24 protein-coding genes and 1 tRNA gene are annotated in these 24795 nt (G+C 44.5%); 16 read left to right on the forward strand and 9 right to left on the reverse strand.

All coding sequences use genetic code 11. The annotated features are described in order from the left end of the window. Positions 1–23: 23 nt before the first annotated feature. The 7 genes from ABV409_RS06650 (at position 24) to ABV409_RS06680 (ending at position 8971) form a co-directional block, all read left to right on the forward strand. Positions 24–1160, forward strand: coding sequence for an efflux RND transporter periplasmic adaptor subunit (locus ABV409_RS06650; RefSeq protein ID WP_353876767.1), 1137 nt, complete (start codon positions 24–26; stop codon positions 1158–1160). Continuing rightward, positions 1157–4447: an efflux RND transporter permease subunit gene (locus tag ABV409_RS06655; RefSeq protein ID WP_353876768.1), complete on the forward strand. Its 3291-nt coding sequence runs from the start codon at positions 1157–1159 to the stop codon at positions 4445–4447. Before ABV409_RS06650 ends, ABV409_RS06655 begins: the two co-directional genes overlap by 4 nt. A 1-nt stretch (position 4448) precedes the next feature. Further along, the gene (locus tag ABV409_RS06660; protein WP_353876769.1) at positions 4449–5762 is read left to right on the forward strand and encodes a TolC family protein; all 1314 of its coding nucleotides are present in this window, start codon (positions 4449–4451) and stop codon (positions 5760–5762) included. A 1-nt stretch (position 5763) separates the two neighbouring features. Further along, a complete protein-coding gene (locus ABV409_RS06665) occupies positions 5764–5946 on the forward strand; it encodes a CPXCG motif-containing cysteine-rich protein (RefSeq protein WP_353876770.1) in 183 nt (60 codons plus the stop codon). 59 nt (positions 5947–6005) lie between these two features. Continuing rightward, positions 6006–6875: a helix-turn-helix domain-containing protein gene (locus tag ABV409_RS06670; RefSeq protein ID WP_353876771.1), complete on the forward strand. Its 870-nt coding sequence runs from the start codon at positions 6006–6008 to the stop codon at positions 6873–6875. A gap of 79 nt (positions 6876–6954) precedes the next feature. Continuing rightward, positions 6955–7710, forward strand: coding sequence for an SDR family NAD(P)-dependent oxidoreductase (locus tag ABV409_RS06675; RefSeq protein WP_353876772.1), 756 nt, complete (start codon positions 6955–6957; stop codon positions 7708–7710). A 160-nt stretch (positions 7711–7870) separates the two neighbouring features. Further along, positions 7871–8971, forward strand: coding sequence for an endonuclease/exonuclease/phosphatase family protein (locus tag ABV409_RS06680; protein ID WP_353876773.1), 1101 nt, complete (start codon positions 7871–7873; stop codon positions 8969–8971). 21 nt (positions 8972–8992) lie between these two features. On the opposite strand, the gene ABV409_RS06685 is transcribed toward ABV409_RS06680, so the two are convergent. The 8 genes from ABV409_RS06685 to ABV409_RS06720 form a co-directional block, all read right to left on the reverse strand. Beyond that, positions 8993–9136, reverse strand: a complete 144-nt coding sequence (locus tag ABV409_RS06685) for a hypothetical protein (protein WP_353876774.1) — start codon at positions 9134–9136, stop codon at positions 8993–8995. 36 nt (positions 9137–9172) lie between these two features. Continuing rightward, positions 9173–9754 carry a class I SAM-dependent methyltransferase gene (locus tag ABV409_RS06690; RefSeq protein ID WP_353876775.1) on the reverse strand — a complete coding sequence of 194 codons (582 nt, stop codon included), beginning with the start codon at positions 9752–9754 and terminating at the stop codon, positions 9173–9175. Positions 9755–9856: 102 nt separating this feature from the next. Continuing rightward, a complete protein-coding gene (locus ABV409_RS06695) occupies positions 9857–10216 on the reverse strand; it encodes a hypothetical protein (protein WP_353876776.1) in 360 nt (119 codons plus the stop codon). A 142-nt stretch (positions 10217–10358) separates the two neighbouring features. Continuing rightward, on the reverse strand, positions 10359–11258 hold the full coding sequence (locus ABV409_RS06700) for a DUF4249 family protein (RefSeq protein WP_353876777.1): 900 nt from the start codon (positions 11256–11258) through the stop codon (positions 10359–10361). A 5-nt stretch (positions 11259–11263) separates the two neighbouring features. Continuing rightward, on the reverse strand, positions 11264–13717 hold the full coding sequence (locus ABV409_RS06705; protein ID WP_353876778.1) for a TonB-dependent receptor: 2454 nt from the start codon (positions 13715–13717) through the stop codon (positions 11264–11266). Between the two features lie 135 nt (positions 13718–13852). Then, entirely contained in the window at positions 13853–14350 is a 498-nt protein-coding gene (locus ABV409_RS06710) for a hypothetical protein (protein WP_353876779.1), read from the reverse strand. A gap of 55 nt (positions 14351–14405) precedes the next feature. Continuing rightward, positions 14406–14873, reverse strand: coding sequence for a nuclear transport factor 2-like protein (locus ABV409_RS06715; RefSeq protein ID WP_353876780.1), 468 nt, complete (start codon positions 14871–14873; stop codon positions 14406–14408). Positions 14874–15082: 209 nt separating this feature from the next. Beyond that, positions 15083–16336, reverse strand: coding sequence for a hypothetical protein (locus tag ABV409_RS06720; protein ID WP_353876781.1), 1254 nt, complete (start codon positions 16334–16336; stop codon positions 15083–15085). Positions 16337–16456: 120 nt separating this feature from the next. Here ABV409_RS06720 and ABV409_RS06725 point away from each other — a divergent pair, with 120 nt between their 5' ends. The 9 genes from ABV409_RS06725 to ABV409_RS06765 all read left to right on the forward strand — a co-directional run bounded on the left by ABV409_RS06725 (position 16457) and on the right by ABV409_RS06765 (position 24037). Then, complete coding sequence (locus ABV409_RS06725; protein ID WP_353876782.1) at positions 16457–17824, forward strand: hypothetical protein; 1368 nt, start codon at positions 16457–16459, stop codon at positions 17822–17824. A gap of 641 nt (positions 17825–18465) precedes the next feature. Beyond that, positions 18466–19416: a bifunctional helix-turn-helix transcriptional regulator/GNAT family N-acetyltransferase gene (locus tag ABV409_RS06730; protein ID WP_353876783.1), complete on the forward strand. Its 951-nt coding sequence runs from the start codon at positions 18466–18468 to the stop codon at positions 19414–19416. A gap of 263 nt (positions 19417–19679) precedes the next feature. Beyond that, positions 19680–20249: a Crp/Fnr family transcriptional regulator gene (locus tag ABV409_RS06735; protein ID WP_353876784.1), complete on the forward strand. Its 570-nt coding sequence runs from the start codon at positions 19680–19682 to the stop codon at positions 20247–20249. Positions 20250–20322: 73 nt separating this feature from the next. Next, positions 20323–20670 (forward strand): YciI family protein, encoded by a 348-nt coding sequence (locus ABV409_RS06740; RefSeq protein WP_353876785.1) that lies wholly within the window; start codon positions 20323–20325, stop codon positions 20668–20670. Positions 20671–20674: 4 nt separating this feature from the next. Next, on the forward strand, positions 20675–21091 hold the full coding sequence (locus ABV409_RS06745) for a hypothetical protein (RefSeq protein WP_353876786.1): 417 nt from the start codon (positions 20675–20677) through the stop codon (positions 21089–21091). A gap of 111 nt (positions 21092–21202) precedes the next feature. Beyond that, complete coding sequence (locus tag ABV409_RS06750) at positions 21203–21808, forward strand: Crp/Fnr family transcriptional regulator (protein ID WP_353876787.1); 606 nt, start codon at positions 21203–21205, stop codon at positions 21806–21808. Positions 21809–21876: 68 nt separating this feature from the next. After that, positions 21877–22641: a hypothetical protein gene (locus tag ABV409_RS06755; protein WP_353876788.1), complete on the forward strand. Its 765-nt coding sequence runs from the start codon at positions 21877–21879 to the stop codon at positions 22639–22641. A 12-nt stretch (positions 22642–22653) separates the two neighbouring features. Beyond that, the gene (locus ABV409_RS06760; protein ID WP_353876789.1) at positions 22654–23241 is read left to right on the forward strand and encodes an SRPBCC domain-containing protein; all 588 of its coding nucleotides are present in this window, start codon (positions 22654–22656) and stop codon (positions 23239–23241) included. Further along, the gene (locus tag ABV409_RS06765) at positions 23225–24037 is read left to right on the forward strand and encodes an SDR family NAD(P)-dependent oxidoreductase (RefSeq protein ID WP_353876790.1); all 813 of its coding nucleotides are present in this window, start codon (positions 23225–23227) and stop codon (positions 24035–24037) included. The genes ABV409_RS06760 and ABV409_RS06765 overlap by 17 nt, the downstream gene beginning before the upstream one ends. A 648-nt stretch (positions 24038–24685) precedes the next feature. On the opposite strand, the gene ABV409_RS06770 is transcribed toward ABV409_RS06765, so the two are convergent. Beyond that, positions 24686–24758 (reverse strand) — tRNA-Met (locus tag ABV409_RS06770). Between the last annotated feature and the right edge of the window lie 37 nt (positions 24759–24795).

Consider the following 24795-nt stretch of genomic DNA (forward strand, 5'->3'; position numbering starts at 1 on the left):
GCACAGAAACTAATCAACCGCGCATGCGTAAGACAATTATTTCAGTGCTATTGGGTCTGTTGGTGATCGCATTGGCCTTTTATGGGGCCCAGGCCATCGCCGATAGTAAGGAAGATCGAAGGCCGAAACCGCAAAAGGTGGTCAAGACCGTTTTCGTCGATACCGTATCGAACGGGGCAGTACCGATTGTCGTGCCCGCTAACGGCAATTTGGTGGCCAAGAAAAGGGTCGAACTCTATGCTGAGGTGCAAGGGGTTTTTCGGCCGGGGAGCCAATTGTTCAAGACAGGACAAGCGTATCGCAGCGGTCAGACCTTGATCCGAATCGACGCTTCCGAATATTTTGCCAGTGTGCAATCGGCAAAGAGCAACCTCTACAATCTGATTACCTCCATCATGCCGGACCTCCAATTGGATTACCCTGAACATTTTCCGAAATGGCAGGCGTATCTGGCCGGTTTCGATTTGGAAAAGGCCACACCCGAATTGCCCGAAACCACCTCTGAAAAGGAGAAATACTTCATCACGGGCCGCGGAATTTACAGCAGTTATTACAACGTCAAGAACCTCGAACAACGGCTCTCGAAATATACGATTTACGCCCCTTTTAGTGGAGTATTGACCGAGGCTTTGGTGACCGAGGGTACCTTGGTTCGGGCCGGTCAAAAATTAGGGGAATATATCGAGACCGGAACTTACGAACTTGAAGTGGCCATTAGTAAATCGTATGCGGACTTTTTAAAAGTCGGGGAGCAAGTGCGTCTTTCGAATTTGGAAAAGACCGAATACTTTATGGGTAAGGTGGTTCGGATCAACGGGCGTGTCGATCAAGCATCCCAAACGATTACGGCATTTATCGAAGTCTCGGGCGCCACCTTGAAAGAAGGCCAGTACCTTGAAGCGAACCTCAATGCGAAAAACGAGTCGAACGCCATTGAAATCGACCGTTCGTTGTTGTTGGAAGACGACCGCATCTTTGTGGTCCGTGATTCCATTTTGGATCTCATCGAGGTTACCCCGGTCTACTTCTCCGATAAGAAAGTGGTCTTGAAGAACGTACCCGATGGGGAGACCATTGTGTCAAGACCCATTGCAGGCGGCTACGCCGGTATGTTGGTGAAGGTATACGGAGCTGAAGAAAAAGAAACGGCCGCGGAATGAAAAAAGTAATCGCATATTTTATCAAGTATCATGTTGCCGTCAACGTGATCATTATCTCCTTTTTCATTTTCGGGATTGTTGGCGCCTTGTCACTCAAATCCTCCTTTTTTCCCCTTACCGAATCGAAAAACGTATTGATCAATATCACCTATCCCGGAGCCTCTCCGCAAGAAATCGAGGAAGGGATCGTGTTGAAGATCGAAGACAACCTCAAAGGTTTGCAAGGGGTCGATCGGGTGACGTCGACATCGCGTGAGAACTCCGGATCGATCAATGTTGAGATCGAAAAAGGCTATGATATCGATTTTATGTTGCTCGAGGTCAAGAACGCCGTGGATCGGGTACCTACCTTTCCAACGGGTATGGAGCCCTTGGTGGTCTCGAAACTGGAAGCGGTCAGACAGACCATAAGTTTCGCGGTCAGTGGGGAACAAATTTCCTTGGCGACCCTCAAACAAATTGGGAGACAGGTCGAAAACGACCTCAGGGGTATCGAAGGTATTTCGCAAATCGCCATTTCGGGCTATCCGGAAGAAGAAATCGAGATCGCCGTCAATGAGAACAACCTTTTGGCCTATAACATCTCCTTTAATGAAGTGGCCCAAGCCGTTGCCAACGCCAATCTGTTGGTGACCGGAGGGAATATCAAGACCAGTGCCGAAGAATATTTGATACGGGCCAATAACCGTTCGTATTATGGTAAGGAACTTTCGAATTTGATCGTTCGTGGCGATGCCTCAGGGCGAACCATCCGATTGAAGGATGTGGCCGAGATCCGGGATCGTTTTTCCGAAACCCCCAATGCCTCTTATTACAATCAAGACCTTTCGGTCAGCGTTACCGTGACCAGTACGAATACCGAAGATTTGATCGGTTCCGCAGAAAATGTAAAAGCCTATATCGAAGAGTTCAACCAGAAATACAACAACGTACAATTGAACGTGGTCAGTGACCTTTCGACCACCTTGACCCAACGTACGCAACTGTTGACCGAGAATGCGATCATGGGGATGATCTTAGTACTCATTTTCCTGTCGTTGTTCCTCAATACGCGACTGGCTTTTTGGGTGGCATTCGGTTTACCGGTGGCCTTTTTGGGGATGTTCATTTTCGCTCCTATGCTGAATGTGACCATCAACGTATTGTCGTTGTTCGGTATGATCATCGTCATCGGTATTTTGGTGGATGATGGGATCGTGATCGCCGAAAACATCTACCAGCATTATGAAAAGGGTAAGAAGCCGATCCAGGCGGCCATTGACGGTACGATGGAGGTGATACCACCGATAGTTTCGGCCATCGTGACCACGATTTTGGCGTTTTCGATCTTTTTGTTCCTGGATGGACGTATCGGGGATTTCTTTGGGGAGGTTTCCGTCATCGTAATCTTGACCCTGGTAGTTTCGCTGGTGGAAGCTTTGATCATTTTACCGGCACACTTGGCTCATTCCAAGGCCCTCCGCAAACAGAACGACCGTCCGAAAACCGGGATCGCCCGAATGTTTTCAAAACTGCGATCCATCAACAAAATGGGGGATCGTGCCATGGGTTGGATGCGCGATACCCTTTACAGTCCCATGCTTCGGTTCGCCTTGCAATACAAGTTGCTGACCTTTTCCTTTTTTGTTTTGGGTCTCTTTTTGACTTTTGGATCCATCGGGGGCGGGATCATTCGCACCGCATTTTTTCCGCGTATCGCGAGCGACCGGGTCGCTGTCGAGCTTCTAATGCCGAATGGGACCAACGAAAAGGTGACCGATTCGATCATCAGCCTGATCCAAGAAAAGGCCGTGATCGTCAATCAAGAGTTGACCGAACAATATTTGCAAGGAAGTGATAAGCAGCTCTTCAAGAACATGATCAAAAATGTGGGTCCCGGTTCATCGGCGGCCACCTTGGTCATCAACTTATTGCCAGGTGAAGAACGCCCCGATGCGGTGCGGTCCGATGTCGTGACCAGTAGGTTACGCGAATTGGTTGGGCCTGTTTTCGGTGTCGAGAGCTTGATTTATGGATCAGGGGGTAATTTTGGGGGAGACCCCGTCGCGGTCGCCCTTTTGGGAAACAACATCCAGGAGTTGAAAGCGGCCAAGGCCGAATTGAAGACGGCTATGGTCGGCAATTCGCTGTTAAAAGATGTGGCTGATAATGATCCAGCGGGTATCAAGGAAATCCAGTTGGAACTCAAGGAAAACGCCTACCTCCTGGGCTTGGACCTTCGCAATGTCATGAACCAGGTACGTGCCGGCTTTTTCGGTACCCAAGCACAACGGTTCCAACGCGGGCAAGACGAAATCAGGGTTTGGGTCCGCTATGACCGCTCGAATCGTTCATCGATTACCGATTTGGATGAAATGCGGATCGCAACCCCTTCTGGAGCGCGGATCCCTTTGAAAGAGATCGCCGAGTACAGCATCCAACGCGGTGATGTGGCCATCAACCATTTGGACGGCCAGCGAGAAATCCGGTTAACGGCCGATCTGAAAGATCCCGACAATACCAGTGCCCCGGATATTTTAACCTGGATCAGAACGGAGGTAATGCCTGAGATCCAATCGAAATACCCTAGTGTCATGGCCTCCTACGAAGGCCAGAACAGGGAACGCAACAAGCTGATGGATTCCTTGAATTTCGTTGGCTTGGTAGTGTTGTTTTTGATTTACATCACCATTGCCTTCACATTTCGAAGTTTCAGCCAACCGTTGCTATTGTTGTTATTGGTGCCTTTTAGTTTGACAGCGGTTTCATGGGGGCATTGGATCCACGGTTTTCCTATCAACATCCTCTCCATGTTGGGGATCATCGCCTTGATCGGGATCATGGTCAACGACGGGCTGGTCCTCATCGGCAAGTTCAACAACAACCTGAGGGAAGGTCTGTCTTTCGATGATGCGATCTTCGAGGCGGGGCGATCCCGCTTCAGGGCTATTTTCCTGACCTCGATTACGACCATCGCCGGTTTGGCACCCTTGCTTTTGGAGAAAAGCCGTCAAGCACAGTTTTTAAAGCCTATGGCCATTTCCATTGCCTATGGCATCGGGTTCGCGACTTTGCTGACCCTGGTCATGCTACCCATTTTCCTTTCGTTCAGTAATAGTGTGAAAGTGTCCGCAAAATGGCTGTATATCGGAAATAAGGTAAGCAAGGAAGAAGTCGAACGCGCCATTAAGGAACAGCTTGAAGAAGAAGACCATCCTACGGAAACAGCGACACCAAAATTGAACGGCCATCAGGGCCATACGACGGTTGCCGACCAACCGGAAGAAGAATTTGAAGAACTTGTTTGACATGTTGAGATCCCTCCTATCGCTATTGATATGTTTGGTTTGTAATACCGTTTTCGGCCAAGAGCAGTTGACCAAAGATGAAGCGGTCAGACTGACCCTTGAGAATAACTTCGGTATCGTTATCGCGAATAACAATGTCAAGATCGCCGAAAACAACAAAGCTTTGTTGAATTCGAATTTCTTGCCTTCATTGACCGGAAATGCCGGGGCCAGCTATGACAAGAACAACCAAGAAGCGACCTTTCAAGATGCCACGGTAAGGGCCATTGATGGGGCCGAGACCACACGTTACAATGCGTCGTTGAATTTGAATTATACCTTATTTGACGGTTTGGGACGTTGGTACGACTACAAACGGTTGAAGGAAGAATACAACCTCAGTGAACTACAAGCGCGGGAAACGATCGAAACCACGATTATCCAACTGTTCACGGTGTATTTCGAAGCAGCCCGGATATCGGAGAACATCCAGGTGTTGGAAGAGACCTATGCCAACACCAAAGACCGCTTGCAACGGGCTACCTACAGTTTCGAATATGGGCAGACCAACAAACTTGATGTCCTCAACGCCGAGGTCGATTTGGTGAACGACAGCATCAACCTGATGACCGAACGGCAGCTCTTTCGAAATACGCAACGCGATTTGAACATCGTTTTGAACCGGGAGTTAGAGGAGCGTTTTGCCGTCGATACGATGATTACCTTCCTATCCGAATTGCAGATGGAAGACTACTTGGGCCAAGGGGAGGCGAACAACGTTCGGATGCTTCAGGCCAAATCGAATATGACCATTAACGATTATACCTTGAAATCGGCCAAATCGGTTTTTTTGCCCACCATTGGGTTGACGGGTTCATACGGGTGGAACGAAGGGAACTTCCCGGCGACCAATTTCTTGGCATCGAGTACTTCGACCGGGGTTTCGGCAGGGGTCAACCTAACATGGAACCTTTTTGATGGAGGGCGTGGCATCACCCAGGTGAAAAATGCCCGCATCCTGTTGGAGTCCCAAGATGCGCAACAAAACCAAATCGCCATTGAGGTGAAAAGGGACATTGCCAATGCCAGGGGTAATTACTATAACCGCTTACGGGTGTTCCATTTGCAGGAACAGAATGTCATCACGGCTACCGATAACTACAATCGATCTAACGAACGTTACAAACTGGGGCAGATCACCTCGGTCGAACTCCGTCTCGCCCAAATCAACCTTTTGAATGCCAAGACCAGTAAAAATCTAGCCAAATACAATGCGAAATTGGCCGAGTTGCAATTGCTGCAATTGACAGGGCAACTACTGAACGTGACCATTTGATATGTTCGAACACTTTTTTCAATGTCCGTATTGCTGGGAACAGATCTCGATGTTGTTCGATAGTTCGATACCTCGACAGACCTATGTTGAAGACTGTGAGGTTTGTTGCAATCCTATAGAAGTATCCGTGCATTTCGATAACCGTGAATTGTATGCTGCAGAAGCCAATCCTTTAGGTCAATAGGCTTGGGGTGCTGTCATGTGAATCCTTACCTTGCGACCAACCCCTAAAGGATTCTTATTATGGCCGATGAGGCGCCGAAAGAGTATCATTTACATAAGCACCAACCTTCCAAACTCCAATTGGCGGTGCGTGATTTAGCACCTTATTTGAAAAAGCATGGCGACAAGGCTACGAAAGCCCATAGCCATAGTTACTACCAAATCATACTTTTTGCGACCGAAGGACGGCATTATGTCGACTATGAAGTCGCATCCCATGCCCGGCAAACCGCTTTCGTGTTGCTGCCCGGGCAAATCCACTACTTCTGCCCCGATGCGTTAAATGAAGGGCGTATCATTCAATTCAACGAACAGTTCTTGGCGCGCTTTGATCCAAAGGCAAGGGATGTCATCGAGTATCGCCTCTTTAATGAACTGACACCCGAAAACCTAACCATTGCCGGCCCTGAATGGGAAAGGATATGCGGTATCTTGGATTTGTTGGAACACGAAATCGCCGATAAGAAAAACGATTACCCGACCCAGAGTTATCACCTATTACGGACCTTGATCACCTATTTAGAGCGTGCCCAGGAAGTGCAATATGGTGCCATACCTGCAGCTTCCAAAGACTATCGGATGGCTTTGAAATTCAAGCGGTTGATACAGGATAAGATCACGACTTTCCCTGAATTGGCGCAATATGCCGCCTGGTTGAACACCAGTACGAAGACCTTGAGCCGGATTTCCAAACGCTATTGGAACGATACCCCGGCCAATGTCATCAAGAAGCGAAAGATCTTAGAGGCCAAACGCCTATTGGCCAATCGACAGATACAGGTGAAGGAAGTGGGGTATTCCCTTGGCTTTGAGGAACCCTCGAATTTCAGCAAGTATTTCTCAAAAGTGGTCGGAATGCGACCTAAAGAATTCCAACAACAACTTCCCTAGGCTACCTTTCATTGTCCTTTTCGTACCATTTTGCAAACCGAAACGGGTGGATCTTTGTGGCTACTTCTAAAATTAAAAGATGAAAGAACAAGCATTGATTATTGGTGGTTCTACCGGAATGGGAAAGGCCACCGCAGCTATACTATTGGAAAAAGGTATTGAGGTTACCGTTATCGGTAGGCCCGGGTCGAATTTAGCGGAGGTTTCGGCAGCACTTGCCGATAAGGGTCAGCTTCGGACCATTGGGTTGGATCTTTTCGACCTAGAAGCCGTGAAAGGATTCGCAGCTTCATTGGATACCACACTTCCCGATTTGAGGTATTTGGTTAATGCGGCTGGGTATTTTAGTCCGAAGTCATTTTTGGAGCATACCGAAGCCGACTATGATATCTACCATAATTTCAACAAGGCTTTCTTCTTGATTACCCAGGCCGCCGCCAACATCATGAAGCAACATGCAAAGGGATCCATCGTGAATATCGGATCCATGTGGGCCAAACAGGCTATCAAAGCGACCCCGTCTTCGGCCTATTCCATGGCCAAGGCAGGCTTGCATGCGATGACCCAGCATTTGGCAATGGAACTTGCGGAACATCATATCAGGGTGAACGCCGTGTCGCCGGCAGTGGTCGTTACACCGATCTATGGTGCTTTTATTGAAAAAGACCAGATCGAGGAGACCTTACAAGGCTTCAATGATTTCCATCCAATTGGTCGGGTGGGGCGCCCCGAGGACATTGCCAAAACCATTGTTTTCCTGTTGACCGATGAAAGCTCTTGGGTAACCGGGGCGATTTGGGACATCGATGGGGGCGTCATGGCCGGAAGGAATTGATCTAAAATCAAATAGCAGCAAAAGGCCCTCGATGGAGGGCTTTTTTTATGGGTGGATGCCAGAGGGAACATCAGGCTCATGTACGTAAATTCTTTCGTATATTTAGGGAGCTCCCCTATTTAGTTCCCCGTAAACGCTAAAACCATTAATACAACTACCCATGGCTTTTTATCACGCGCTAAAGCGCTACGGCAATGATGCCGAGTACCCTGAAAAAGATGCGTGGATCGCATCACGACTATTGACCCTTAGGCATGATCTGTTCCATGCCATCAAAAAAGACCGGCTACCCAATTCCTTAATCATCGGATCATGGAATATTCGCGCCTTCGATGGCGGCATGCCGCGAATGGACGAAAGCTACCATTACATTGCCGAGATCATCGATCATTTCGATATCTGTGCGATACAAGAAGTAAAGAAAGACCTTGAACCCCTCCGTCGCTTGAGGAATTTGTTAGGCCGTAATTGGGACTTTTTCGTTTCGGACCTCTCCATTCACGAAGGCGGGAATTCGGAACGGATGGCCTTCATGTACAACAAGAACAAGGTCTTTTTTCGAAACTTGATCGGTGAGATCGTCTTGCCCAATGCCCAATTAATCAACGGCAATCAAGTGGCCCGCACCCCATTCTTTGCCTCCTTTCAGGCCGGTTGGTTCAAATTTTCGCTCTGTTCGGCCCATATCATATTCGGGAACGACCTCGCTATTCGCGCTGAAGAAATCGAGGCCATTGCCGATATCTTGGTCAAGCGGGCCAAAAGTGAAGATCAGGTCCATATATTCTTAGGGGATATGAATATCGAGGCTCCTGATGATGAGGTGATGACCGCATTGAAAGGTTCAGCTATGAACGTTCCTGATTTTGGCCCGACCAATATGGGCGGTAACCGATGGTTCGATCAAATGGCTTTTACCCAAGAAGGCAAATCAGGTGACAAGACCCGATTGCTCCGCCATGGCACCTTCGATTGGCGTCATGCGGTTTACGGCCCACATCCTAATGATCCGGTGCCTGATAGCTGGGAGATCCCTAATGGGGATGACAGCGGCAAACAGCGTCTGACCGATGCCCAAATCATTGCCCATTATGAAGCAATCGTGCCGCAATTCAGGGCAAACCACGGCAAAGACCCCCATGCTGATTTTGCCCAGAGTTATCGCAGTTGGACCACTCACGAGATGTCAGATCACCTACCCATTTGGATGGAATTGGAAATCGATTATTCAGACGATTACCTTCGGCAATTCGTGGAATAACATACCAATGGCCTTAAGGGATCAATCGGCGATTCGGCAAACGTACACCTGTTTCTGCGATTTGGCACCGAAAGGCTGCTCATCGAAACCCCCGAACTTGTGGATGATTTGATAGCCATTCCATTGTAAATAGGCATCCAATTCTTGGGGAAAGAACAAGCGCATATCGAGTCGCTGGGTCGAATCGAAGCTGTCGTTGATCTAGAATTCCCATTTAATCCGATTGACCTGGGTGGTCGGGTCGTACATCATATGTTCTTCGATCCGTACCGCACGGCCATCGTCAGTCGTGTACTTAGAGATTTCGTATGGCTGATTTTGGCCATTCACCAATAAGCCCAAATCAGGGTTGAAACAATCGAAGATGAACCGCCCCCCTGGTTTCAAATGCTTGGCTACGGTTGCCAAGGCCTCGAAAAGATCGGTGTTGGTATACATATGGTGGATGGAGTTGAACGGGATGAATACCAGATCGTATTGTTTTTGTAACTCAAGAGTTCGGATATCCCCTTCGATAAAGCGGATGTTGATATCGGCTTCGCTGGCTTTCTTTCTGGCCTGTTCCAACATCGAGGGAGTGAAATCGACCCCATCGATTTGATGGCCTTTCTGGGCGAGTGGCAGGGTCAACCTTCCCGTACCGCAGCAAAGTTCCAAAATGGTGGCGTCTTCCTCTTGGGGTATCCACCGTTCGTAAAAGGGCAAATCGGCCATATCGGTGTTCATGCCATCGTAAATGGCGGCATCATAAATCAGTCCGCCAACGGAATAGGGTTTTTGCATTGCCTTTGATCATCTGAAGGATTCCATTCAAAAGTAGGGCAATAATGGGCTTGTGAATAACCTTTCCCACACAAAAAGGGCCTAAGCAATGGAATGATACCCTTACTTGGAGTTCGCTTGCTTCCGCATGATCAGCACGATGGCCGAAGAACCGCCATTGACGGCAACCCCTATTTCACGGCCAAGCACCTGCTCTAAATCGTAACCTTGGGCCGTCATTTCGTTCAATACCGTAGCATAGGAGGTAATCTCGGGGAACAAGGCGGCCAAGCGTTCCGCTTCATGGCGCTGGCCAGGACTTCCGCCGAGGTCGACCAGTACCCGCATTTTTTTGGTGAACGCTTTGCCTTGTATCACAACGAAGGCGTAGTCAATGGGTTCCTTTTGTGCCATACCCTCGGTCGGTAGCAAGGCAAACAGTACCGTAAGGCATACGATGGATAGTGTTTTTGAGGCAGTCATAACATTGGTGTTTTAATGTTTTGACTACCAAGAAGATAAAAGGTTTAAACTTTCATGATTTAAGGGTTGTAGCCCCTACTATGGTGCTCGCGGATTCCCTTGGACTTCATCAAACCAAGATTAATCGAAAATCAGCAATCATTCAGAACTCCTCTTGCAAGGGTAGGCGTTTTTCGAAATAGCGGTAGGCGGCGAATATGCCGGTGCCCCCTTCACCACGGATCGTATTCGGCTCGACACTCAATTCCAGAAAAGGGTCGCCCTCGTTGGTATCGTTCAAGTAATTGGCCCGCAATAAATTGAAGAGGGGGCGTTCGGCGAGCATGACTTGCATGACCAAATCTTGTTCAACGATTTCGGGCTCATAGTTTTCATTGAAAATGACATCAGGGAAAAATTCGGTATTGGCACCGATTTCGAGTCCGTCCCTTAGATTGTCTGTCTGAAAGGCCTCCAGTTCGAAACCGATGGTTCGGACAAACCCCAGGTTTTCCTCGCTGGGCACGTCCAAAAAAGCGCCGACCACATAAAAATTGTCTTCATCGGGGATGTCGATAAACCCAATATCCAGGTCATAGCTGCTGAAACCGAATTCATCGGTACTTACCCGGATCTGCTGGTCGATGGCAGCGATGTTATCCAAAGGCACGGTACAATTGGCTGTATAGGTCCTTCCTTCCGCCTCAACGGTTAGGAGATAGGTTTCCCCGGGAACGATGCGCAATTGATCCGTACTTTCAGCATATTGGAATTGGGCCGCGTTATACGGCAACTGGACACTTGACCCCGTACTGTTTGAAATGCGCACCTCGGCATCTTCGATTAGGAAACGCCCCAAATCTTGCTCTGGGTTGACGGTGTTGATTTCCAAACCGAGTGCGGGTAACGTTCGTGAAATGTTGACGCGCAGGCTATCGATTTCAGGGGATATGAAACTAGAGATATAGATGGTTTGTTCGATCGATACGATTTCGGTGTCGACCACATCGTCACATGAAAAAATCAAGGCAGACAGCATTAAAATCAATAACGGTTTCTTCATAGCGATTAAAATTTTAAAGTGTAGTTGATCGAGGGTACAAAGACTAGCAAGGCCACTCGATTCAATTCCGTTCGCATGGCATCCCCGAATTGATCGCCATCGGTATCGACCGAGGTCTGATCGGTGTAATAAAAGAAGGGGTTCTTGCGGGCGTAGGCATTGTAGATGGAAATCCCCCAGGTGCGTAAGCTCTTTTCCCTTTTTTTATGGAATTGGATGCCCAAATCCAAGCGGTGGTTGGCCTCTCCTTGGAAGTTGTTGCGTTGGTTGGTGAATTCCCCAGTTTCAACGCTTCCGAAAAAACCGTTGCCGAAGCGATCGAATCGGTTGCTGATGGGCAAACCGCTATTAGGGTTCAAACGGGCGATATCGGGTAAGGTATAATTCACCCCAGACGAATACACCCAATTGGCCGAAAAGGTAATCCGATCCGAAGGTTTGTATATCCCCACCAAAGAAATATCATGCCGACGGTCATATCGGGCGTTGAACCGCCTGCCCTGGTTCAGGTCGTCGAATTGCCGTTGCGACCAGGCCAAGGTATACCCCAACCAGCCCGTAAACGGTCCTTTCTTTTTCCGAAGCAGCAATTCGGCGCCGTAGGCCCAGCCTTTGCCGGCCGTTATATTGTCTTCCCAATCGACCTCGCTGGCGGTATCAAGATCGTCAAGCACCAAAAAGGAAGCCCCTTCTTGGTATTCGATGATGTCGTCCATGGTTTTGTAGTAGCCCTCCAAGCTAAGCGAATAGGCATCGTCGGCAAAATCCTTGGCGAGGCCCAAAGCGAACTGCTCCGCTCTTTGTGGGCGTACGTTATCGGTGGTCGAAACCCAAAGGTCCGTAGGTAAGCCGATACCCGAACTCGATAACAGATGCACGTATTGGTTCATATTCGCATAGGACCCTTTCAAAGCAAGGGTCGGATTAATGCGGTAGGCCAGCCCCAGACGTGGTTCCAGATTTTGATAGCTGGTTACGTTCTGTTTGAAATAGCTGAACCGCAGTCCGGCCGAAAGGTTCATGCGGTCGGTGATCTTCCAATCGTCTTCGACAAAGGCGGCGCCTTCAAAAGAATTCAGCTCTTGCTCGGTATCTTGGTCCTCCAAAAAGGTGTCCCTAATGAACAGGCGTTGCGGGGTGAAATTATGGACGGTTCCCAAGAGTCCGAAACGCACACTATGGTTCGGGTTGGGGTAGTAGTTGAAATCGGTTTTCAGGGTATAGTCGTTGATGCCCGAACTGGTGCGAAAAATATTGTTGATGCCATCGATCTGTTCCTCTTGCCGGATCCGAAAGCGGTAATTGCTGTAGATCAAGGAGGTATTGGAAAAGAACTTGTTGCTGAACCGATGGTTCCAACGGAGCGAGGAGGTGATGTTGCCCCAGCCCAATCGGGCTTTGAACCGATCGCCATTCGACTCGCGTTCATCACTGAAAAACTTATCCTCCCCAAAATAATTGCTCCAATATAGTTTGTTGTCCGCATCGAAAATATGGTGCACCTTGAAATTGAAATCGGCAAAGTAATAGCCGGCATTAAGGCCGCTGGGCAAGAAAGGTTTGGCCAACACATCGGCATAGGTGCGCCTGCCGCTAAAAATAAAGGAGGTCTTCCCCTTGTTGATGGGGCCTTCCAAAAGTAAGGATGAGGAGACCAGGCCTACATTGAACTTGCCTGTGAGCTGTTCCTTGTTGCCATCCTTCATGTCGATTTTAATGACGGATGAGAGTCGCCCTCCGAACCGGGCCGGGAACCCTCCTTTGAAGGCCTCGACCGATTTGATGGCATCGCCATTGAACACGGACAGGAAACCGAACAAGTGGTTGCTGTTATAGACCACGGCATCATCAAGGATGATGAGGTTTTGGTCGGGGGTGCCCCCACGCACGAAAAATCCGGCACTACCATCCGAGCCCCCGCTGATACCGGGTAACAACTGTAGGGTTTTTAAGACATCTTTTTCGCCGAGCAAAGCAGGTACGTCTTCTACGGTCTTGGGTTCCAATTTAAGAGTGCTCATCTGCGTGACCTTGCTTTCTTGAAGTTGGGGGTCGGCCGTGACCACGACTTCGTCCAATTGTTCGGTACTGGAATCAAGGGTGAAATCCAAGACGGTGTCCTCAGTAAGTTCAAGGGTATATTGTTGGGCGGCATAACCGATATAGGAAACGATCAAGGTGTGTTTGCCTTCCGGTAGGGTGAGGGAGTAAAACCCATAATCATTGCTGACCGTACCCAGGCGCAGTTCGGGAACGTATAAGGAGACCCCTAAGAGCAGTTCGCCGCTTCCTTTTTCAGTGACGTACCCACTGATGGTATGTTCTTGAGTTTGAAAATTTGGGGCCTCAGAAGTTTCCGTGGCCGCGATCCGGGGGCTGCCCATAAAGAGGAACAGCCATACAAAGCCCATGCGAAAAACCCATAAGGCCTGCTTGTTTTGGCGGTTAGTGTCGGTCAAGGGGTAGTGTTTCGTTTCCCTAAAGATGGCCTTTTTTTGAATGGAGGATTTCGAAAGAAACGTTAAACCTATTCAAAGGTTGCGTTAAAATGGGAAGGGTCGGTGGTGACTATTATTGAATGGAAAGTACTGAGTTCAGTTATTTTTGCTCAAATACGTTGCGATTCTTTTGTCAAATCTCGGGTCATTTCCACGGGCGAAATTTTTTGGCAAACCGTATTTGATTTTAAAATTCTTTTTTGGATAGGTGTACACGTAATCACAACCAAAGGACGATTCAAGTGTCCAAAACCAAAATCCGTAAATGGGTTCATTGTTTAGAACCAATGCTACGGCCAACCCTCGAAGGGGAATATGTAATTCATTCAATTTTTCCGTGCCCCTTTTAGATAGGATGATTTTTTGCTCATTCCAATCAAATTTCTCAATGTCATTTTTTTCAATGAGGGGTTTGTCAAAAAGGTCGGATTTTGCAGGTTCAAAGCAATAATAACAGTCCAATTCTCCGATTTGTTCATTATACAAATCAGGATGGCTTTTGTTCACTAGATATATTTCAATCCCTGTGCTTTCAGATTGTGAAAATCCGATTGCCTGGAGAAGCGTTATTCCAATTATTAAAAGGTTTTTCATAAGAAATCACTACGGTCTTGGCATGGGTTACGGCTAGTTATAGTCGCGGTTTTTGTTACCAATATTCAAAGATCCGGGATATTTTGCCATTTCGAAATTCGAAAAGCGTCATTTGCGCTTTTCCTTTTTCAAGCTTCCCATTCTTTTTTTCAATGAATTTTTTTTGGGTTACGACGGCATTCAATCCGATGATCTTGTTCACGATTTCGATATCGGCAACGGTGCCGTCGTACCCCCCGTTTTTTTGATTCCGGATATAGCCTTCATAGAGATCTTGACGGGTGTACGTTCCACCATATTTTGGGTGGACATAGGTGAAATCCGCCGTAAAGAGCGCAAAGATGTTATCAATGTCTTCTACCGTTGAATCGGCTTGGAACACTTTGACGTTCAACTCATAATATTGTTGTACTACGCCATTTAAGGAATCTTTGTGGGCTTCGGTTACTTCTTGGGCATTCACAACAAAAGGAATGGATAGGAAAACTAAAAAGGAAAGGACAGCGGTTATTTTCGAAGTCATTTAAAGTTCAGGGTTGCGGTTTATAAACTTAAAAGTAGGTAAGCGGTTTCGAACGGCATGTTAATGGGGGGTTAATTGTAGCTAAAGGTCTTGTTTTCGCTTATTTGTAGGCTAGCTGGATTCATGGCAAATGGGGTCATTAAACTTGCGACCTTCGGGTTATTCAGATCTTTTTTGCCGTTTAGTAAATGGATCGTGATTTGAAAGGTTTAAGAACCGTAGGAATAAACCCTTCCATCCTCATTTTTGAACTCCAAATTTTGGACCGTTCCAGCTCCCTCAAAATGAATGCTACAACCAAGAATTTTTTTGGGTTCGTCGGGAATATCAAAAGAAAATACGGGTTGGTTGTCAAGCAAAATCTCGAGTTGCCCCTTCTTTGACACGCATTTCAACTCCACAAAGTCCTGGAAATCCACACCAAAGCCTGAAAGATCCGTCTTTTTACCATCAATCGTTTTGCCAAATGCGTAGAGCATGATATCGGAGATACATCCTTTGTCGGTAAGTATGATACTAATGGGGCCATCCTCATGGACGATGACCAACTGTGCTGATTGGCAGATACTTTTCCCGGACCTAAAATCATTTCGCACCAAAGCCGACATTTCAAAATTGGAAGTGTAGAGCTCCCCAAAATCCTTTATCTGATAGAAACCGACAGGAGTTCGGGCCGCCCTTGGGTCAACGCCGTATTTTTCCAAAGAACCAGCTTTTATCGACAGCCTATTTTCAGCTAGGTAGTCTTCCTTATCCAAATAAATAGGAATGGAATCCGTTTCGATGACCCCGACCCAATCCTGGGTCGGAATGAGGATGTCCTTTTCCTTCACGATAGTTCCGTCCACGACCAATTTTGATTTGAACAATCCAGGCCAATAATAGATACTAGTGGATACACTATCGTTTTTGTTGACGATTACCCTCTTGCTTTCATCCCAGTCTTGTTGTATCTCGATTTTTGACTGCTCGTCCGCAGCGGTGGCATCGTAATTAAAAACGACCGAGTTGGGAAGCCCGGTGGAAACCGATGCACCATTGAAGACAAAACTGTCAGCATCATAGGTGGTCTCGCCAAGATGGATAGATAGATACGCGGCCGATAAGAACGCTAGTACGAGCAACAAAAGTGGAATGGCATAATTTCTCGGTATTCTCGTCTTGACCCGATCACCTCTTTTCAAGACCTGTCGGGTCTCTTTATGGGTAAAGGAACCCCAGTTGGGATAACCGATATATTCCGCCAAGGCATTCAAAGTGGCTTTGTTGGGCTGAGAGGCATAACTGACCTTTCCACTAAGCCTTTTTAGCGTGGAAACGCTTAGTAGTGTACCCGTCTCTTTTTGGATATGCCTGCCGAGATCATTAAAATCATGGGTGTCCCACCCACTCGAAGGGCCCCTGCCGAACTTTCGCTCCACGAGCTTAAAACAGGATTCAATATGTTCGGTAAACTTTTCCATGTATGGGCCTTTTTCAACCATGAACGAACTTGAACAAAGATGAACGGGATACCCAGACAAAATCCGCGTCGGTCATCTTATTTTGGCTTTCAAATAGTCATACCCTAAAGTTAGTATTCTATGATGAAATTCAACATGTATCCCTTGCTAATAGGTATCATTGGGAGTGCATTGGTATCCTGTAATCGTCAGAACAAAGCGCACGATCCTGTCCAAGAATATGCCTTTAACGACAATCATTGGAGGATCGAAAACCCTGATGGTTCAGGGGATTCCTTGAAACTAGTGGACCACCAAGGAAGGCAGGCTATAATGCTGGAGCCCGCTCAAAAGGCCTTTCTGAAGGAGTCAGGTTTCGAAGATTTTGTAGTGGAATTCCATTGTAATGGCCAGACCCCAGGTGTTGGCTTTAGGGTACAGGACCCCAGGAACTATGAATATCTTTACCTCCGGACGTTTTTGGGCGGAAATAGGGATGCGCTACAGTACACTCCCATTCATCACGGCAACCTGCCCTGGCAGTTGTACAATTACCCCCAATACGAAGGAAAAGCGACCTATCCGAGAAGGGAGGTGGCGACCATACCGCTTTCCTTCGAGGATCAACTGGTCAACGGGAAGGCCAGTGATAGCCTTTTGACCGCCCTTGGAAACAAAGGGGTCGTATTCTCAGAAGAATCTTTTGTGGATACCCCTGATGGGAGTCCCGCCTATATCTACGACCCGGCGAGCAGCGAGGCATTGCTTTTTGAAAAACGGGAAGAAGGCATCGCCTTTTTGGATTACCGTACTTGGGTGCACGTAAAGGCCGAGGTATTGGGAAACAAGATGTCCGTTTTCGTAGATGATATGGAGGCGCCGACCTTTGTTGTCGACGACCTTAAGCACGAGACGCGAGCGGGTGGAATCAATCTGTACAGTACTTTTGGTGAAGTCTATTTCAGTGACTTTTCCATTGCTGAAATCAAAAGTGACCAGACTCGAAGCTCCGATACCGATGTAGCCCAAATTGGTCCAAACTATATTACGAAGTGGTACATTTCCGAGATGTTTGCCAAGGACTCCGTCAATTTTCCGCAGCAAGCGGATTCCTTGCTAAAGCTAAGGGACAAATTCAAAGAAATCAATGCCGATAACGATGGGCTTGTAAATATCAGTCGTTTCTACGATGACATGGATAACACCATCGTCCTCACTAGTCAAATAGTATCGGATGCAGAGAAAGAGGTCGAACTCCATTTTGACTATGCCGATCATTTGGTCGTTTTATTGAACTCCGAGACGCTGTTCGATGGGGGAATGGACTTTCGACCTCCGCCTAACAAGGGTGCCGAAGGAAGGGTCTTCGTACAAGATGAACGAACTACATTGAAATTGCGCCAAGGCGTCAATTGGTTGTCGTTCATGCTCTCTGGAGACAATCGCCAGAAATTCAATTGGGGGTGTATCGCCAAACTGGAGCACTTGGATGGCATTTCATTGGAATAAAATTGACTTACCCAATTCCGATGTTCTGCAATAAGAAACTGATTTCTTTGGCCTACCATCTTGACGTACACTAGGCTAATGATTAGGCGAGAAGTTTTAAGGAGGTAAATAGTATAATGACTGGATTCATGGCTTCGCCATGGGCCTAGGGGGTGGCTTTACAAAGAAGCTCCTTGAACATTCAAGGAGCTTCTTTGTAGCGGGGACTGGACTCGAACCAGCGACCTTCGGGTTATGAGAACATACATTATGATTAAAAATTAATTTAACTGAAAATCAATTGCCTAAAACTTGATTTACGCTTTTTGAAATCAAAATGCCATTGAAAACGGAAGATGAGTATTGAAGTACCCCACAAAAGGTGAATTAGCGAAACTATTAAATGAGAAGAAGAAAGGACATGTCAATAACAAAGAAATTGATTTTGTCATATTGCCTCTTAAAATGACCAATTTAAGGGGCGGTAATGAGTCTCATAGAGAGACTAACAAGTAGAGTATGATCAATAACTATTTATTCCTATTATTTAATTTTTATGTAATAGTGTTGCCATAAAAAATAAACGGCATTACTCCGAAAGATATTTGAATTTATGAAAGTACTTTTATACTTTTACAAAAGTACTTTCATAAATTAATAGTATGCCTGATATACTAAATGAATTAGGATACCTTGCAGGAGCATCTAGATTTCGTAGAATAAGTGAAAAACTGCAACAAGATGGCGACAAAATATATGTAAATGCCAACATACGATTTAAAGCTAGTTGGTTCTCTGTTTACTATGTTTTAGCAAAAAAAAACTCACTACAGACTATCCTCGAAATTTCCCATCAAATTGACTTTTCTCACATTACTGTAAAAAACATTCTTCGAGAACTAAAAAAAGAAGAATTAGTCAATATTACAGCTAATCCGAATGATAAACGCTCAAAGTTGGTTGGACTTACAAAAAAAGGGAAAGAATTACAGAAGGAACTTGAACCTTTGTGGTTGTCATTTTCCAATACGTTGAAAGAACTTTTCTCAATAGGACATCCAGATATGATCAATATTTTGGATAGATTGGACTGGGAAATCAATCAGAATCCAATCAATGAACGAATTCACCAACCGAAAAATGAACTTGTAAAAATCATTGATTACAGACCAAGTCTTAAAAAAAACTTCTATGAATTGGCTGGACCTTGGCTTTTGGGTGTTTTGAATGGTGTTTTAGAAGAAGATGACAAATTCACCTTGCATAATCCTGTCGAAGCCTATTTAGAAAGTGGCGGATTTCTTTTTTATGCCAAATTCAAAAAGGAGATAGTTGGTTGTGTCGCTTTAAAACGCCTCAATGAAGACACCTTTGAGTTCGCCAAACTATTCATAAATCCAAAATATAGAAAACTAGGGATAGCAACGAAATTAATTGAACGTTGCATAAGTCGTTGTTTAGAAAACGATGCTATAGAATTATGGCTACAAACCACGATGAGCATGCCCCAAGCACACAAACTATACTACAAGTTAGGTTTTAAAGATAGAGAAGCACCTATGCATATGGATGTATTGGAAAGAACTGAAAAAATTATGTGTCTATTGCTATGATTCATATAGTCGGATATACTGCTTTAGCGATTAATTTGTTCTCAATGACCATGAAAAAAATTTTGCTTTTGAGACTTTTATCATTAATTGCTAATTTGATTTATATCATTTATGGAATATTATTAGATGCGCCACCATTTATAATAGGCTGCGGCTTAGCGGTCATAATCCATGTTTTCCATATTTTCAAATTACAAAAATCGAAAGGTGATTTGGATACCGTTGGTTAAGTTATGATTGTATAATAAATTACTAATTAATTTATGATTGAAATACTCGAACAACATATTACTGAGCGTCTTGGAAAACGGCCTGAAAACCTGGATAAGGTGGTTCCCCATTTTGAATCATTAAAAGTTAAAAGAGGAGAGCACATATTGAATCAAGGTGAAGTATGTAAATACGTTTATTTCGTTGTAAAGGGCTGTTTACAAGTTTATGTGCTTGATAAAAACGGTAGTGAATCGACTCGCTCCTTTTATTTTGAAAATGGTTGGGTTACGGATATATTTGGGTTTAAAAATCAAACCCCTTCATCAGAATTTATAAAATGTATCGAACATTGTGAACTTTTGAGAGTTCATTTTGAACCATTTCAAGCGTTATGCAAAGAAGTTCCGCAATTTGATTTACTTTATAAGGAGATTCTAGAAGCTTCCTACAATAATACAGTTTACCGGGTAAATACCTTAACTTCTCTAAATGCTCTTGAGCGTGTCCAATGGTTAATGGATTCTAAACCGCTCATAATGACCAGACTTTCAAGCAAACTTATTGCATCATATTTAGGAATTTCTCCTGAAACACTTACCAGATTAAAAGCCAAACTCTAAAGTCTTGACAATTGTCAAGAGTCGAGTAGTTTCCATTATAGAAGTTTGTTCCTTAATCTTAAAAATTTAAAAAATGAAGGAGTACTTGTTATTATTTTGGAACGAATCAGGAGATGGTCAATACCAAATTGACCCCGAAAAAATGAAAGAAGGAATGGAGGCATGGCAATCTTGGATTGGCAATATTGCTATGCAAGGAAAACTTATTTCAACAAAACCCATTCAATGGGAAGGAATTCAGATTGCAAATGAAACCAGAAAAGAAAGCCCCGTAATAGCGGATAAAATTATGGTAACGGGATATTTGATATGTAAATCAGACAACATCGATGAAGTGGTAGAATGGTCTAACACTTGCCCAATTTTATATAGTCCTTCTGGATTTACTGAAATAAGAGAAGTTTTACCTTTTGAAATTTAAGAAGATGGATAAGATTTTAAACATTGGAAAATATTTGTTTCCGTTGTCCTTCTTAATGTATGTTGGATTACACTTAGGGAAACCCGACGTTGGAGCGGCTTTTGTGCCAGACTTTATACCGTTCCCATATTTTTGGAACTATTTCACGCTAGTATGTATCATTTTGTTCATTATCAGTGCAACGATTCGTAAATATGACAAACTTGCTTATTCGCTGATGGCCCTGTATGTTTTGTTAATGGCATTTTTGGTTCACCTTCCAATGGCCATGGGCAACAATATTCCAGTTGAAATGATGGGGGCTGATTTGGACCGAACCAAAGAGCTTGAAATGATCAATGTATTTCGGAACATCATGGTTACAGGGGCTTTACTTGGTTTTGCCAAGTATGTTGCAACTGACAAAAGGATTATAGGATAAATGTAACTTAACACATGAAGATATTAGTGGTTAATAGCGGTTTAGGATATCTAAACCGCTTTTTTCATTTTTACCACACACATTGTAATTTGTGACCCTATACCACCACAAGTGATACATTTACTTGTTTTATCTGCAGTTGAAAATATGGAATCTTTAAAGAATGCGATTTCCCAAATGATCAGTATCTCGGAAAACGAGGCAAAAGAGTTCACATCAATGTGTTATGGTAGAAAATTTAAAAAGAAGGAAATTTTAAGTGATGATGATAGATTCATTGATGAAGTGTACTTTATTGAAAAAGGAATCCTAAGAGTAAAAATTATCGATTTGGAAGGAAAAGAGCATACTACACATTTTGCTGTAGAAAATCAATTCATCGCGGATTACAATGCATTCCTCACCCAACAAAAATCCAGGTATCAACTTGAAGCAATGGAGAATACCGAGGTTATTGTATTACCTAGAAAAGCCATTGAATGGGGTTACAAAAATATGAGTGATGGGCAAAAACTTGGAAGACTGATTGCTGAGTATTACTTTGTTTATATGGATACGAGGATACAAAACCTATATACCTTATCACCGATTGAACGTTATAATTTAATGGATGAAATATTTCCGAACATCCATAATCGTGTTCCCCAACATATGATAGCTTCTTACTTAGGTGTAACACCCATACATCTTAGTAGAATAAAAAAGCAACTACTTTAAAACGTAAACATTTGTTATCGTCCTAAGACCACTTGGTTGATGAAATTTGTCAATATGATTAATGACAAATGGAATTCATTGAGACTTTAAAAGAAAGAAATGCTTTACTGTTTTGGTTTGGAACGATAAACCTAGGGGTTTCTTTACTTCTAGTCCTCTTTTCCTTTCTTAAACCTTTGGAATTTGCTGGAGTGAACGCTTGGTACAAACCTATAAAATTCGCACTTTCAACCTCCATATTATCATTTTCCGTTGGTTGGTATTCTGGTTATTTGACAAAGAGCGGTGATATCCACTTAATCAATTGGGTTATTATAACTACCCTTGCATTCGAAGTGATCTACATCACCTTACAAGCAAGTAAGGGACAAGCTTCACACTTCAACCACTCTTCACCATTTTACTCCTTCATGTTTTCAATGATGGCTTTGGCAGCGACTATTGCAACCATGGCAATAGGGTATCTAGGTCTGAAATTTTTCATTTATCCAATGGATAATCTGCCTTTATATTATTTATGGGCAATACGTTTCGGGTTTGTGCTATTTGTCATTTTCTCTTTTGAAGGATTTGTTATGGGGGCAAAGATGTCCCATACGGTAGGGGCTGAGGATGGTGTCAAAGGGTTTCCCTTTCTTAATTGGAGTGTTCGCTATGGTGATTTACGGATTGCTCATTTTGTAGGAATGCATGCTCTTCAAGCACTACCACTATTGGCATGGTACATATTGAAAAATACAAAATTGACGGTGCTTACGGCTATCATATACACAATCAATGCTGTCTTCATTTTGGTCATGGCATTGAAAGGAAATTCAATATTCAAATTTTAAAAACTATTCATTATGGAAAAAAAATTCAATCTAGGATATTTATCTATACTTCTATGTTCGTTAACTCTTTTGAGTTGCTACTCAGTTAAAAAGACGGTTGAGAGCAGTAAACCCAATTCAGAACAAATAAACTGGCCAGAAAACTACAAGCCGGAGGATGCAGGTTTTTTTGTTCACAACGAAATAGACATCAATGCCGAACCTCAAATAGTGTGGGATATCTTGGTAAAAGCCGAAGATTGGTCAACATGGTATCTAGGAGCCAAAGATGTAAAAATACAGAACAGCAATTTGGCTCAACTGGAAGAAAACACCATATTTTCTTGGAAAACAATGGGGCAGAACTTCGAGTCTACAACTATCAAAGAATTTGAACCACCTTATAGATTGAGCTGGGAAGCTACCAAGAACAATATCAGAGGCTACCATGCTTGGTTGATTATTCCAACAAATAACGGATGTAAAGTAATTACAAGTGAAACTCAACATGGTTTTTTAACCTTCATGCAAAAGATTTTTCTTCCTAACAAGCTCGAAAAATTGCATGACATATGGTTAACAGAACTAAAAAACAAGGCTGAAAATGAAATTAAAGAATAAAACGGTTGATAGGCTAAAGAAAAGTTACGGGAATTGGGCGTTGGTCACTGGAGCTACCTCAGGTATAGGTAAAGCTTTAGCAACTCAATTGGCGAAATCTGATTTTAACTTGGTCGTTACCGGTCGAAGAGAGGAGCAATTGAATTCTTTGAGCACGGAATTCTTTGACCTATTCGGTGTGGAAACAATACCTATTGTTGGTGATCTGTCACAAAAAGAAGCAGTGGAATCACTTTTGAAGGAAACAAATCACTTACCCATTGGTATTGCGATATTGAACGCGGGATTTGGAACATCCGGAAAGTTTATCAATTCTGAGATTGAAAATGAGCTGAACTTGTTAGATTTAAATTGTAAATCCGTTTTGCAAATGACGCATCATTTCAGCAACAAAATGAAAACCGAAACCAGGAAAGGATCCATTGTGTTGCTTAGTTCAATGGTAGCATTTCAAGGTGTTCCCAATGCGGCTAACTATTCCGCCAGCAAAGCTTTCGTCCAATCATTGGGTGAGGCTTTGGCCGCAGAATTAAGGCCTTTGGGCATTGATGTTTTATGTGCCGCACCTGGGCCGGTTGAATCCGGTTTCGGTAATAGGGCAAATATGAACATGGGCATGTCCATGTTGCCAAAGGATGTTGCCGTACCTATTATTAGTGCGATTGGTAAGAAACCAACTTTATTCCCTGGTACTTTAACTAAGTTGTTGGTTTACAGTTTAAGACTTTTACCTAGATGGGGGAAAATTAAAGTGATGGGAAAGGTTATGCATGGGTTTACAAAACATCAAAAGTAATTTTTTCTTGTGCCTTAAGGCCAACGTATTTAAGGACTCCAATTAAATGGTGTTGTACAAAATAATTAAATATGATATTGAATAATATAATCTAGAATGGGGGTGCTAGGAACTGCACGATGATGTACCCATTGAATTAAAAAAGGCTTCCAATCTCTCAGAAGCCTTGACTTTGTTAGTTGCGGAGACTGGATTCATGGCTTCGCCATGGGCCTTGGGGGTGGCTTTACAAAGTAGCTCCCATTGCTTTGCAATGCCAGCTTTCCATTTACGCCCCATGTTGAAGTACACTTCACTTTGTTTCTTCGAAACAGGAATCGGTCTATCCCCGGGCAGGTTGGATTCATGGCTTCGCCATGGGCCTTGGGGGTGGCTTTACAAAGAAGCTCCCATTGCTTTGCAATGCCAGCTTTCCTTTTACGCCCCATTGAAGTACACTTCACTTTGTTTCTTCGAAACAGGGATCGGTCTATCCTCGGGCAGGCTGGATTCATGGCTTCGCCATGGGCCTTGGGGGGTGGCTTTACAAAGAAATCCACCACCTTGCCAAATGGCAAGGCGCCATCTTTTCCTTTTCTCACAAGCTGAAGTAAAACTTCGCTTGCTCCAAAAGAAAAAGCCACCAACTTTCGTTGATGGCTTTCTTTGTAGCGGGGACTGGACTCGAACCAGCGACCTTCGGGTTATGAGCCCGACGAGCTACCTACTGCTCTACCCCGCGATGTGGACGGCAAATATACGACCGTTTACTACACTTT

Origin of the sequence: Flagellimonas algarum, from assembly GCF_040513375.1 — a bacterium.
Taxonomy (GTDB): domain Bacteria; phylum Bacteroidota; class Bacteroidia; order Flavobacteriales; family Flavobacteriaceae; genus Flagellimonas_B; species Flagellimonas_B algarum.

Coding starts and splice junctions, on each gene's coding strand:
- ABV409_RS06650 (WP_353876767.1), top strand. CDS start 24: ATGCGTAAGACAATTATTTCAGTGCTATTGGGTCTGTTGGTGATCGCA.
- ABV409_RS06655 (WP_353876768.1), top strand. CDS start 1,157: ATGAAAAAAGTAATCGCATATTTTATCAAGTATCATGTTGCCGTCAAC.
- ABV409_RS06660 (WP_353876769.1), top strand. CDS start 4,449: ATGTTGAGATCCCTCCTATCGCTATTGATATGTTTGGTTTGTAATACC.
- ABV409_RS06665 (WP_353876770.1), top strand. CDS start 5,764: ATGTTCGAACACTTTTTTCAATGTCCGTATTGCTGGGAACAGATCTCG.
- ABV409_RS06670 (WP_353876771.1), top strand. CDS start 6,006: ATGGCCGATGAGGCGCCGAAAGAGTATCATTTACATAAGCACCAACCT.
- ABV409_RS06675 (WP_353876772.1), top strand. CDS start 6,955: ATGAAAGAACAAGCATTGATTATTGGTGGTTCTACCGGAATGGGAAAG.
- ABV409_RS06680 (WP_353876773.1), top strand. CDS start 7,871: ATGGCTTTTTATCACGCGCTAAAGCGCTACGGCAATGATGCCGAGTAC.
- ABV409_RS06685 (WP_353876774.1), bottom strand. CDS start 9,136: ATGCGCTTGTTCTTTCCCCAAGAATTGGATGCCTATTTACAATGGAAT.
- ABV409_RS06690 (WP_353876775.1), bottom strand. CDS start 9,754: ATGCAAAAACCCTATTCCGTTGGCGGACTGATTTATGATGCCGCCATT.
- ABV409_RS06695 (WP_353876776.1), bottom strand. CDS start 10,216: ATGACTGCCTCAAAAACACTATCCATCGTATGCCTTACGGTACTGTTT.
- ABV409_RS06700 (WP_353876777.1), bottom strand. CDS start 11,258: ATGAAGAAACCGTTATTGATTTTAATGCTGTCTGCCTTGATTTTTTCA.
- ABV409_RS06710 (WP_353876779.1), bottom strand. CDS start 14,350: ATGAAAAACCTTTTAATAATTGGAATAACGCTTCTCCAGGCAATCGGA.
- ABV409_RS06715 (WP_353876780.1), bottom strand. CDS start 14,873: ATGACTTCGAAAATAACCGCTGTCCTTTCCTTTTTAGTTTTCCTATCC.
- ABV409_RS06720 (WP_353876781.1), bottom strand. CDS start 16,336: ATGGAAAAGTTTACCGAACATATTGAATCCTGTTTTAAGCTCGTGGAG.
- ABV409_RS06725 (WP_353876782.1), top strand. CDS start 16,457: ATGATGAAATTCAACATGTATCCCTTGCTAATAGGTATCATTGGGAGT.
- ABV409_RS06730 (WP_353876783.1), top strand. CDS start 18,466: ATGCCTGATATACTAAATGAATTAGGATACCTTGCAGGAGCATCTAGA.
- ABV409_RS06735 (WP_353876784.1), top strand. CDS start 19,680: ATGATTGAAATACTCGAACAACATATTACTGAGCGTCTTGGAAAACGG.
- ABV409_RS06740 (WP_353876785.1), top strand. CDS start 20,323: ATGAAGGAGTACTTGTTATTATTTTGGAACGAATCAGGAGATGGTCAA.
- ABV409_RS06745 (WP_353876786.1), top strand. CDS start 20,675: ATGGATAAGATTTTAAACATTGGAAAATATTTGTTTCCGTTGTCCTTC.
- ABV409_RS06755 (WP_353876788.1), top strand. CDS start 21,877: ATGGAATTCATTGAGACTTTAAAAGAAAGAAATGCTTTACTGTTTTGG.
- ABV409_RS06760 (WP_353876789.1), top strand. CDS start 22,654: ATGGAAAAAAAATTCAATCTAGGATATTTATCTATACTTCTATGTTCG.
- ABV409_RS06765 (WP_353876790.1), top strand. CDS start 23,225: ATGAAATTAAAGAATAAAACGGTTGATAGGCTAAAGAAAAGTTACGGG.